Annotated in this window: 6 protein-coding genes; 4 read left to right on the plus strand and 2 right to left on the minus strand. The window is 70.3% G+C overall.

Features of this window, described 5'->3' with window-relative positions; translation table 11 throughout:
• The first annotated feature begins 108 nt into the window (after positions 1-108).
• Positions 109-3735 carry a transcription-repair coupling factor gene (gene mfd, locus BGN98_RS14285; protein ID WP_288121751.1) on the plus strand — a complete coding sequence of 1209 codons (3627 nt, stop codon included), beginning with the start codon at positions 109-111 and terminating at the stop codon, positions 3733-3735.
• Between the two features lie 34 nt (positions 3736-3769).
• On the opposite strand, the gene BGN98_RS14290 is transcribed toward mfd, so the two are convergent.
• The gene (locus BGN98_RS14290) at positions 3770-5209 is read right to left on the minus strand and encodes a basic amino acid/polyamine antiporter (RefSeq protein ID WP_016464666.1); all 1440 of its coding nucleotides are present in this window, start codon (positions 5207-5209) and stop codon (positions 3770-3772) included.
• 115 nt (positions 5210-5324) lie between these two features.
• Between BGN98_RS14290 and BGN98_RS14295 the strand changes: the two genes are divergently transcribed.
• The gene (locus BGN98_RS14295) at positions 5325-5924 is read left to right on the plus strand and encodes a gamma carbonic anhydrase family protein (RefSeq protein WP_288121752.1); all 600 of its coding nucleotides are present in this window, start codon (positions 5325-5327) and stop codon (positions 5922-5924) included.
• 30 nt (positions 5925-5954) lie between these two features.
• On the opposite strand, the gene BGN98_RS14300 is transcribed toward BGN98_RS14295, so the two are convergent.
• A complete protein-coding gene (locus BGN98_RS14300) occupies positions 5955-8627 on the minus strand; it encodes a phosphoenolpyruvate carboxylase (protein ID WP_288121753.1) in 2673 nt (890 codons plus the stop codon).
• 180 nt (positions 8628-8807) lie between these two features.
• Here BGN98_RS14300 and BGN98_RS14305 point away from each other — a divergent pair, with 180 nt between their 5' ends.
• Both BGN98_RS14305 and BGN98_RS14310 read left to right on the plus strand, forming a co-directional pair.
• Positions 8808-9962, plus strand: a complete 1155-nt coding sequence (locus BGN98_RS14305) for a Na+/H+ antiporter NhaA (RefSeq protein WP_288121771.1) — start codon at positions 8808-8810, stop codon at positions 9960-9962.
• Positions 9926-10663: a nucleoside triphosphate pyrophosphohydrolase gene (locus BGN98_RS14310; protein WP_288121754.1), complete on the plus strand. Its 738-nt coding sequence runs from the start codon at positions 9926-9928 to the stop codon at positions 10661-10663. The genes BGN98_RS14305 and BGN98_RS14310 overlap by 37 nt, the downstream gene beginning before the upstream one ends.
• Positions 10664-10672: the final 9 nt, after the last annotated feature.

The raw sequence follows: 10672 nt of genomic DNA on the forward strand, positions 1-10672 counted from the left end.
CTCATCCTAGGGACAACCCCGGTGAGAGCAGGAGCCTCATCGTCGCGTACCCCTCACGCGGGGCCGGCGGGCGAAGCGCGTGTCGGTGGGGCGCCGTAGACTCGTTCGGTGACAGTTTCCGGGATCGTTCGCGCCCTCCTTCAGGCGGACGTGGTCCGCGAATCCGTCGAGTCCGCGCTGTCAGACGCCGATTTCTCGATGATTCCGGGGCTGGACGCACCGCTGCTGGCCGCGCTGCTGGATCGTCGGCGCGCCGCGGGTCTGCCGGGCGTGCTGTTGGCCGTGGCTCCCACAGGCCGCCGGGCGGAGGCGCTCGGGGCGGCGTTGTCCGACGTCATCCCGGATGCCGAGGTGCTGCACTTTCCCGCCTGGGAGACGCTTCCGCACGAGCGGCTGAGCCCCTCGCCCGAGACGGTCGGACGCCGTCTGGCTCTGCTGCGCGCCGTCGCGAGCTGGGACGGACGACGCCCGCTTGTCGTGACCGCCTCCGTGCGCAGCGCCCTTCAGCCCCTCGCGGCCGGACTGACCGATGCGGGTGTCATCGCGCTGTCGGTGGGCGGACGCGGATACGACCTCGATGGCGTCACGCACCGTCTCGTGGATCTTGCCTACCACCGGGTCGACATGGTCTCCCGCCGCGGCGAGTTCGCCGTTCGCGGCGGCATCCTCGACGTCTTCCCGCCGGCGGCCGACCACCCGTATCGGGTCGAGTTCTTCGGCGACGAGATCGATCAGATCCGCGCGTTCTCCGTCGCCGACCAGCGCTCTCTGCCCGGAGAGATGACAGACATCACTCTCCTGCCCAGCCGCGAGCTGCTGTTGACGCCCGCGGTCCGCGAGCGCGCGGCGGCGCTGCGCGAGCGCTTCCCCGGTCTGCGAAGCATGCTGGAGAAGATGAGCGAGGGGATCCCCGTGGAGGGGATGGAATCCCTCCTGCCCGTGCTCGCCGACGCGGTGGTGCCACTCACCGACTACCTGCCGTCCGGTGCGGCGGTCGCACTCGTCGATCCGGAGCGTGCCGTCGGCCGCGCCATGACCCTGGGCGAGACCAACCGCGAGTTCCTCGAGGCGGCGTGGAGCGCCGCCGTCGCCGGCGCCGACACCCCGATCGACCTGGGCTCCGGAGACTTCCTCACCCTGCCCGAGCTGCAAGCGGCGGCATCGGCCCGCTCCGGCGTGTGGTGGAACCTCAGCGGCTTCGACTCGGGTGAGGCGGATGCCGCGGCCGACCTCGCCGGCCTGGCCTCCGCGCCGCGCAGCGATGTCGTCCGCGTGCCCGGATCGGCGGTGCCGTCATTCCAGGGCAACGTCGACGGCGCGACCGCGCACGTCGCACAGCTGCTCGCCGAGGGGTGGCGTGTCGTGGTCGCCGCCTCGGGTGTCGGACTGGTCGATCGCGCCCGCGACGTGCTCGCCGAGCGGGGCATCGCCGCACGCAGCGTCGACGAGCTCCACGATGCTCCGGAACCGGGCGTCGCCGTCACGGTCGTCGGAGCGTTGGAGAGCGGCTTCGAGCAGCCCGAGGCGCGACTGGCCGTGCTCACCGAGGCGGAGTTCTACGGCCGCACGATCGGCGCCGACAGCCGGGTCGTGAAGAAGCTCGCCTCCCGTCGCCGCAACGTCGTCGACCCGCTGCAGCTGAAGGCGGGCGACATCGTCGTGCACGCCACCCACGGCATCGGCCGCTTCGTCGAGCTCGTGCAGCGCGAGGTCTCCAGCGGCGGCCGCAACGCGGTCAAGACCACACGCGAGTACCTCGTGCTCGAGTACGCCCCCTCCAAGCGCGGGCACCCCGGCGACAAGCTCTTCGTCCCCACCGACCAGCTCGATCTGCTGAGCAAGTACGTCGGCGGCGAAGCGCCCACACTGTCGAAGATGGGCGGCAGCGACTGGGCCGCGGCCAAGGGCAAGGCACGAAAGGCCGTCCGCGACATCGCCGTCGAACTCGTCAAGCTCTACTCCGCGCGCATGGCCGCCAAGGGCTACGCGTTCGGTCCGGACACGCCGTGGCAGCGTGAGCTGGAAGAGGCGTTCCCCTTCGCCGAGACTCCCGACCAGCTGCAGACCATCGAGGAGATCAAGGCCGACATGGAGCGGCCGATCCCGATGGACCGCCTGCTCTCGGGCGATGTCGGCTTCGGCAAGACCGAGGTCGCGGTGCGTGCCGCCTTCAAGGCGATTCAGGACGGCAAGCAGGTCGCCATGCTCGTGCCCACGACGCTTCTGGTCAAACAGCACCTCGACACGTTCACCGAGCGGTTCGCAGGCTTTCCCGTGAAGGTGCGTCCGCTTTCGCGGTTCCAGTCCGACAAGGAAGCGCGCGAGATCGTCGCGGGCCTTCTGGAGGGCAGCGTCGACATGGTCATCGGGACCCACCGCATCCTCACCGAGAAGGTCGCCTTCAAAGATCTCGGACTCATGATCATCGACGAGGAGCAGCGGTTCGGCGTCGAGCACAAGGATGCGCTGAAGAAGCTCAAGACGAATGTCGACATCCTCGCGATGAGCGCGACCCCGATCCCGCGAACACTCGAGATGGCCGTCACCGGCATCCGCGAGATGTCGACGCTGCAGACGCCGCCCGAGGACCGGCATCCGATCCTCTCCTACGTCGGTCCGCGCAGCGACAAGCAGATCGCCGCGGCGATCCGTCGGGAGCTCCTGCGCGAGGGTCAGATCTTCTACGTCCACAACCGCGTGCAGTCGATTCAACGCGTCGCCGCCCAGCTTGCCGAGCTGGTGCCCGAGGCGCGGGTCGCCGTCGCCCACGGTCAGATGGGCGAGCATGCGCTCGAGGAGGTCGTGGACGGCTTCTGGGAACGGCGCTTCGACGTGCTGGTGTCGACGACCATCATCGAGACCGGCCTGGACATCTCCAACGCCAACACGATCATCATCGACCGTGCCGACAAGTACGGCCTCAGCCAGCTCCACCAGCTGCGCGGGCGTGTCGGTCGCGGGCGGGAGCGCGCCTACGCCTACTTCCTCTACGACGAGATGAAGCCGCTGTCGGAAACCGCCGCCGATCGCCTGGAGACCATCGCCGTCAACAACGACCTCGGCAGCGGTATGCAGGTCGCCCTGAAGGACCTCGAGCTGCGCGGTGCCGGAAATCTCCTGGGCGCCGAGCAGGCCGGCCACATCGCCGGCGTCGGCTTCGACCTCTACCTGCGCATGATCGGCGAAGCGGTCGCGACGTTCCGCGGCGACGAGGTGGACGGGCCGACCGAGCTGCGCCTGGAGCTGCCGATCGACGCGCGCCTGCCCGAGAGCTACATCGACAGTGAGCGGCTGCGTCTGGAGGCCTACCAGAAGCTCTCCGCAGCGGCCTCGCCCGATGCGCGCACGCGCGGCGGGGATGCCGGGTCCTCCACCGACCCGATCGACCTCGTGATCGAGGAGCTCACAGACCGCTACGGCACGCCGCCGCGCGAAGTCGACGGGCTCGTCGCCATCGCGCGCCTGCGCCGCCGCGCCGCTGTCGCGGGCCTCAGCGACGTCGTCGCGATGGGGCCGAACCTGCGGGTCGTGCCGGCACCGGCATCCGATTCTCTGCGCGTGCGGCTGCAGCGGCTCTATCCGAAGTCGAAGGTGCTCGCGGGGGGCGAGGCGATGGTCGTTCCGCTGCCGACCGCGGCGGGGGAGCCGCTCGGAGACGGCGATCTCATCGCCTGGGTCGCTCAGCTCATCGACCAGCTCTACCCGCTCCCGGTCGCGGAGGCCGTCGAAGCCTGAGCGCGCTCTCCGGCCATCCGCCGGTGGCCCGCGCTCAGACGGTGATCGTCCCGAGCGCCAGCAACACGGCCGTGGCGATCGCCGCCGCGCCCGCGACGGCGAAGACGACCACCTCCCACGGGGTGAACACGCGCTCGCCGTTCCGACGTCGGGCGAGGGCGAACAGCAGGGTCCCGGGGACGAGCACGAGCGTCGCGAGCAGCAGGTACTGGCCGCCCGCCGCTGACAGGAGGAAGATCGTGTACCCCGTGGCGCAGACGGCGACCACAACCGCGCCGGCGACGCGCAGTGACGGCGCCGACCGGACATCGGCGAGCGCGACGCACAGGCCGTAGCCCGCCGTCAGCACGTAGGGGATGAGCGCGAACGCGCTCGTCAGGCTGAGGGCGACGTCGAACGCGTTCGTCGAGAAGAGCACCACGATCAGGAGCACCTGCACGAGCAGCGTGGACATCGTGAGCGCGCCGACGGGGACGTCTCGGTCGTTGGTGCGGGCGAACACCGGGGGCAGGTCGCCGTCGCGTGCGGCGACGAGCAGGACCTCCGCCGCCATCAGCGTCCAGGAGAGGTACGCCCCGAGCACCGCGACGATCAGGGAGACACCGACGAACCCGGCTCCCCACGGCCCGACGACCTCGGCCAGCACCCCGGCCATGGAGGGCTGCGCAAGCGCCGCGATGCGCTCGCGCGGCAGGATGCCGAACGACACGATCGTGACCGACAGGAAGATCGCCAGGACGCTGACGAATCCCAGCACCGTCGCCCGTCCCACATCGCGCCGACGGCGGGCATGCCGGGAGTAGGCGCTGGCGCCCTCCACCCCGATGAAGGCGAACACCGTCACGAGGAGGGTCCCGCGCACCTGGTCGTACAGCGGCAGGTCGGAGGGGCCGGAGATGTTCGCTGCGAAGACGGCGGGGTCGAACGCGAACAGGCAGAGGAAGACGAACGCGACGATCGGCAGCACCTTGGCGACGCTCACGATGCGGTTCACGGCGGCGGCCTCGCGCGTGCCGCGGCGCACGAGGAGGAAGAACACCCAGAGGCCGGCCGACGAGACCGCGACGGCCACGGGCGTGTCGCCCCCGGCGACGGCGGGGACGACCGCGCCCACCGTCGACATGATGAACACCCAGTAGAAGACATTGCCCGCGCACGCGCTCGCCCAGTAGCCGAACGCGGAGAGGAACCCCAGATAGCGCCCGAAACCGGCGCGCGCGTAGGAGTAGACCCCGGCATCCAGCTCAGGGCGCCGGGCGGCGAGGCGCTGGAAGACGAGCGCCAGCATGAACATCCCCGTGCCCGCCACGGCCCACGCGACGAGGGAGCCGACGACGCCGGTCTGCGCCGAGAACGTGCCGGGAAGCGAGAAGACACCCGCGCCCACCATCGAGCCGACGACGAACGTCGACAGGGTGAGGGTCGAGACGGTCGCGGGTGCGGGCGCGGACCGGGCGACGACGGAATCTGACACAGCGGAACTCTCCGGCCGCGGACACGGTCGGTGCGGCCTGTAACACCCTAACGGCGGTGCGTCGGGCCTCGACGTCGCCCCTCGGGCGTCCTAGGGTGAGGGCGGGAGGACGATCATGCAGTTCGAACACCTCGGGGGGCGCCCCCGCATCCATCCCGACGCGGTGATCGCGCCGACCGCGGTGATCTCGGGGGACGTCGAGATCGGCGCCGGATGCCAGATCCTGCACGGCGCGGTGCTGACGGCCGAGGGTGGGCCGATCACGCTCGGGGCGCACGTCATCGTGATGGAGAACGCCCTTCTCCGGGCGAGCGCCGCGCATCCCGTGCACGTCGGCTCGCACGTCCTCGTCGGGCCCACCGCGAGCATCTCGGGTGCGACGGTGGGCGACGAGGTCTTCCTCGCCACCGGGGTCCGCGTCTTCAACGGCGCCCGCATCGGCGATCGCGCCGAGGTGCGCATCGGTGCGATCGTGCACCTGCGCACGGTCGTGCCGCCCGATGCCGTGGTGCCGATCGGATGGGTCGCCGTGGGCGATCCCGCTCAGATGCTCTCGCCCGATCGTCACGAGGAGATCTGGGCGCTGCAGAAGGATCTGGACTTCCCCGGGTTCGTGTTCGGTCTGGATCGCGAGACGCCCGATCTCATGGTCCAGCTCACCGAGCGCTATGGCGCGGCGCTCGCGCGCCACGCCGAAGACCGCCGCGTGGACTGAGCCCCCGCGGCGGTCGTCATCGGGGTGCGATCACCCCGTGTTCTGCAGTCCGGCCGAAACGCCGGAGACGCTCAGCAGCAGCAGGCGTTGCCACTGCGGGAGGTCGGCCTCGTCGTGCTCGCCCGTGCGGAGCGTCCGCAGGGCACGCAGCTGGAGCAGCGAGAGCGCATCGACGTACGGGCTGCGCATCTTGACGGCGCGCTGCAGGACGGGCTTGTTCGACAGGAGCTCGTCACCCCCGACGATGCGGACGACCCAGTCGCCGGTGAGCTGCAGCTCCTCCACGACGAGGTCGGCCAGATCCGCGCGGTCACCGAGGTCGAGGTAGCGGCGCGCGATGCGACCGTCGGCCTTCGCGAGGCTCATGCCGACGTTGTCGATGACGGTGCGAAACAGCGGCCACTCGGCGTACGCCCGACGCAGCAGGTCGACATCTCCGACGGCCTCCAGCGCGGAGCCCAGACCGAACCAACCGGCCAGGTTGATGCGGGCCTGCGACCATGCGAAGACCCAGGGGATGGCGCGAAGGTCTTCGAGGGACTCGACCGACAGGCCGCGTCGAGCGGGACGTGAGCCCAGCGCCAGCAGACCGATCTCCTCCATCGGCGTCACGGTCGCGAACCACGACGCGAATCCGTCGGCCTTGACCAGCGAGAAGAACCGCGTACGCGAAGCGGCATCCATCGTCGCCGCGACCTCGGCGTAGCGCTCGGCTGCGGCGCTGTTGCGCTTTTCGATCGACGGAGCGGAAGCGAGCAGGACGGCGGCGGCGACCTGGTCGATGTGACGCATCGCGATGTTGGGGTCGCCGTAGCGCGCGAAGATCACCTCGCCCTGTTCGGTGAGCTTGAATCGTCCGTCGACCGAGTGCGGAGGCTGCGCCAGGATGGCCGAGTTGGCCGGTCCGCCGCCGCGACCGAGCGCGCCGCCGCGTCCGTGGAAGAGGGTGAGGTGGATGCCGGACTCCTTGGCCCACGCGGCGATCTTCGCCTGTGCCTCGTAGAGCGCGAGGTTGGCGGCGACGGGGCCGACGTCCTTCGAGGAGTCCGAGTATCCGAGCATGACCTCGAGGCGCCGGTCGGTGGCTTCCAGTCGTGCGGCGAACTGCGGGTGATGGACGATCTCGGCCATGATGCCGGGCGCGGCCTGCAGATCGGCGAAGGTCTCGAACAGCGGAATCACGTCCAGGACCGGAACGGTGCCCCCGGGCCCGACCGCCAGGCGCGCGAGCTCGTGCACGGCGGCGAGGTCGGCGGCGGACTGCGTGAACGAGACGATGTAGCGGCCGGCGGCGCGCGGTCCGTAGCGGTTCTGGATCTGCGCGATCGTGCGGAAGACCTCGAGGACCTCCTCCGCCTGCGTGCTCAGCGGCTCACCGCTGGCAGCTTCGGCGAGCACCTTGGCGTGGACGGCGGAGTGCTGACGCACCTCGAGTTCGGCGAGGTGGAAGCCGAACGTCTCCACCTGCCACAGCAGCTGCTGGAGGTGTCCGTACGCCTGGCGTGGGGCACCCGCATCGACGAGGGACTGCTGCACGGTGCGCAGATCGGCCAGCAGCGCGTCGGGGTCGCGATACGCGAGATCGGCGTCGCGCTTGCGTGTGGCGGTGATCCGGCGGGCGATCAGCAGCATCGTGCGCTTGTGCGGCTCGACCTTGGCGCGCTTGGCGGCATCCGCGGCACCGTCCTCGTCGGCGTCCGCCAGACGCTGCAGCAGGCCGAGCAGCTCCGCGGTGGGCGGGGTCGTGTCCTCGGACAGCGTGAGCGTCTTGGCGATCCGCACGGCGGAGCGCTCCAGGCCCAGCAGGATGTGCTCCGCACCGATCGACGCGGCCTTCTTCGTGACGGCGGCGGTCACGAACGGGTTGCCGTCGCGGTCGCCGCCCACCCACGTGCCGAGGCGGACGAAGGGACGGATGACGGGTGCCCGGCCGCCGGCAGCGGGTCCCTGCAGCGCATCGTCGACGCGCCGGTAGACGTGAGGGACGGCCGTGTAGAGAGTCTCGTCGAAGACTGCCATGATGGCACGCACCTCGTCGACCGGCGTCGGCTTCTCCGCCCGCAGCGGCGCCGTGCGCCAGAGCGTGTCGATCTCCTCCAGCATGCGCCGCTCCGCACGCCGCTCGTCCGCGCCGCCGTCGAGCGAGGCATCGCGCTCGGTGAGCAGAGTCACCAGACGTCGGATGCTGGTGGACACCGCGCGACGGCGCGCCTCGGTGGGATGAGCCGTGAACACGGGGTGAAAGCGCATCGCCTGCAGACGGGCGAGGGCGGTGTCGTCGCCGACCTCCGCCGCCAGGCGCACGAAGGCCGCGGCCACCGAGTCGGCCGCGTCCTCTCGCTCAGGGCGCCCGTCGCGCTCGCGCAGGACACGCACACGCTGGTGTTCTTCGGCGAGGTTGACGAGATGGAAGTAGACCGTGAACGCACGGGCGACCTCGTCGGCGCGCTCCACGGAGAAGGACTCGGCGATCTGCGCCGCCCGCTCGAAGGCCTCCGCTGACTCATCGCTGTATGCGGCGATGGTGGCCAGGCGCAGTCGCTCGACGTCCTCGTAGAGCCCGGGGGAGCCGCTTTCGCGCAGGACACGACCGAGCAGAGCGCCGAGCATCCGCACGTCGGCACGTAGGCGCTCCGGCAGTTCGTTCTCGGCCTCATCGCGGCCGACGAGGTCGATCGCTTCGGTTCGGGTGAGTTCGCGCATGAGACCACGGTAATGGCACGGTGTTTCACATTTGTCACGGGGTAGGCTGACAGGGCGGGGTGACGACGTTTTATGACACCCCGACTGCGACGCGACGGCTCCGTATGCTCTGCGCGTCGTCGGACGGTGTGCCGGGAAGCCTGGTCGGCAAGTCCCGTTCGTCGACCCTCCGGAGTGACCGTGTCCTTGTTGCGATCTGCCCGCTTTCCCGCCGTTCTGCTTCTCGTCGCCGCCTCGATCGGCCTGGTGCTGGCCAATAGTGCGGCTGCGCCGATCGCCTTCGCCGTCGCCGACGACGTGCACATCGGCATTCCGGGTGTCATCGATCTGTCCGTGCGCCACTGGATCTCCGACGGCCTGCTCGCCGTCTTCTTCTTCGTCGCCGCGGTCGAACTGCAGTTCGAGCTGACGAGCGGTCAGCTGGCGTCCCCGCGACGCGCCGTGCTGCCCGCCATCGCCGCGGCCGGTGGCGTGCTCGTGCCCGTGGCGCTGTATCTGCTCATCGCCGGCGGGGAGGCGACCGGTGCCGGATGGCCGATTCCCACAGCCACCGACATCGCCTTCGCGCTGGGGGTGCTCGCCGTCTTCGGTCGAGGTCTGCCCTCCGGAGTGCGCATTTTCCTCCTTGCGCTGGCCATCTTGGACGACATCGTCGGGATCGTCTTCATCGCGGTGCTGTTCACGGCGGATGTCGACTTCGCCATGATGCTGCTCGCGCTGGTGTTCGTCGTCGTGTTCGCGGCCTGCAGTCGGCTCCTCGACACCCGTGCCCGGCCGGTCGCCGTCGTCGGTCTCGTGGTGAGCGCGATCGGCACCTGGTACGCGGTGCACGAGTCGGGCGTGCATGCGACCATCGCGGGCGTCGTGCTCGGGCTGACGATGGCCCAGCAGCCCGCTCTGCGGGCTCGTCACGCCATCGAACCGTGGGTCAACGCGATCGTGCTGCCGCTGTTCGCGCTGTGCGCAGCCCTGGTCGCGATTCCCGCTGTGTCTGCCGGAGAGCTCTCGCCGGCCTTCTGGGGAGTCTTGGTCGCCTTGCCGGTCGGCAAGATCATCGGCATCGCCGTGGCGGGTGCCCTGGCGCAGCACCTCCTGCGGGTTCCGAAGACCGACCGGCTCGCCGGCGGCGACCTTCTCGCGGCGGGCGCCCTCGGCGGTATCGGCTTCACCGTGTCGCTGCTGCTCAGCGAGCTGGCGTTCTCCGGGGCGCCGGACATCCGCGATCAGGCCACTCTCGGGGTGCTTGCCGGATCGGCGATCTCGCTCGTGATCGCCGGGATCCTCGTATCGTGGCGGGCATGGCATCATCGACGCCGGAGCACGGCGACCGTCTGAGTCCGATCGATCCGGCGTCGACCTCCACCGGCGACGCCCTGCGACGCGCCGCCGACGTCATGGCAGCAGTGCGGGCGCGATGTGTCTGGTCGGCGCGGATCACGCATGAGGATCTCGTGCCGTACCTCGTGGAAGAGTCGGCCGAACTGATCGACGCGGTCGAGGCGGGAACGCGCGCGGACCTTCGCGAAGAGCTCGGCGATCTGCTCTGGCAAGTGCTGTTCCACGCCGCGGTGGCCGCGGACGCGACGGAGGATCCGTTCGACATCGACGACGTCGCCGACGCGCTTGCCGAGAAGATGATCCGGCGGCATCCGCACGTGTTCGGGGATGCCGTCGCCACCACTCCCGAAGAGGTGCTCGTCCACTGGAATGCCGCGAAGTCCGCCGAGAAGCGCGACCGGCGATCCGTGCTCGACGGAGTCTCGGCCCACATGCCCTCCCTCGCGCTGGCGCAGAAGCTGCTGGGCCGCGCCGCCGCGCTCCCGTTGTCGTCGTCTCGCACGCCCGGTGGGCAGGACCGGGGGCCCGTGGGCGCCCAGAGCGAGGAGGAGCTGGGGGAGGCGCTGCTCGGGCTCGTGTCGCTCGCGCAGGAGCGTGGGTGGGATGCCGAGCGGGCGCTTCGGGTCAGGATCCGAGGTCTGGAGGACGAGGTGAGGGCCGTCGAGGCCTCGTCGGCATCCGACGACCTGGAAGAATGATCGCGTGGC

This window comes from Microbacterium sp. 69-7 (genome assembly GCF_001897985.1).
GTDB classification, from domain to species: Bacteria; Actinomycetota; Actinomycetes; order Actinomycetales; family Microbacteriaceae; genus Microbacterium; species Microbacterium laevaniformans.

Coding starts and splice junctions, on each gene's coding strand:
- BGN98_RS14295 (WP_288121752.1), top strand. CDS start 5,325: ATGCAGTTCGAACACCTCGGGGGGCGCCCCCGCATCCATCCCGACGCG.
- BGN98_RS14300 (WP_288121753.1), bottom strand. CDS start 8,627: ATGCGCGAACTCACCCGAACCGAAGCGATCGACCTCGTCGGCCGCGAT.
- BGN98_RS14310 (WP_288121754.1), top strand. CDS start 9,926: ATGGCATCATCGACGCCGGAGCACGGCGACCGTCTGAGTCCGATCGAT.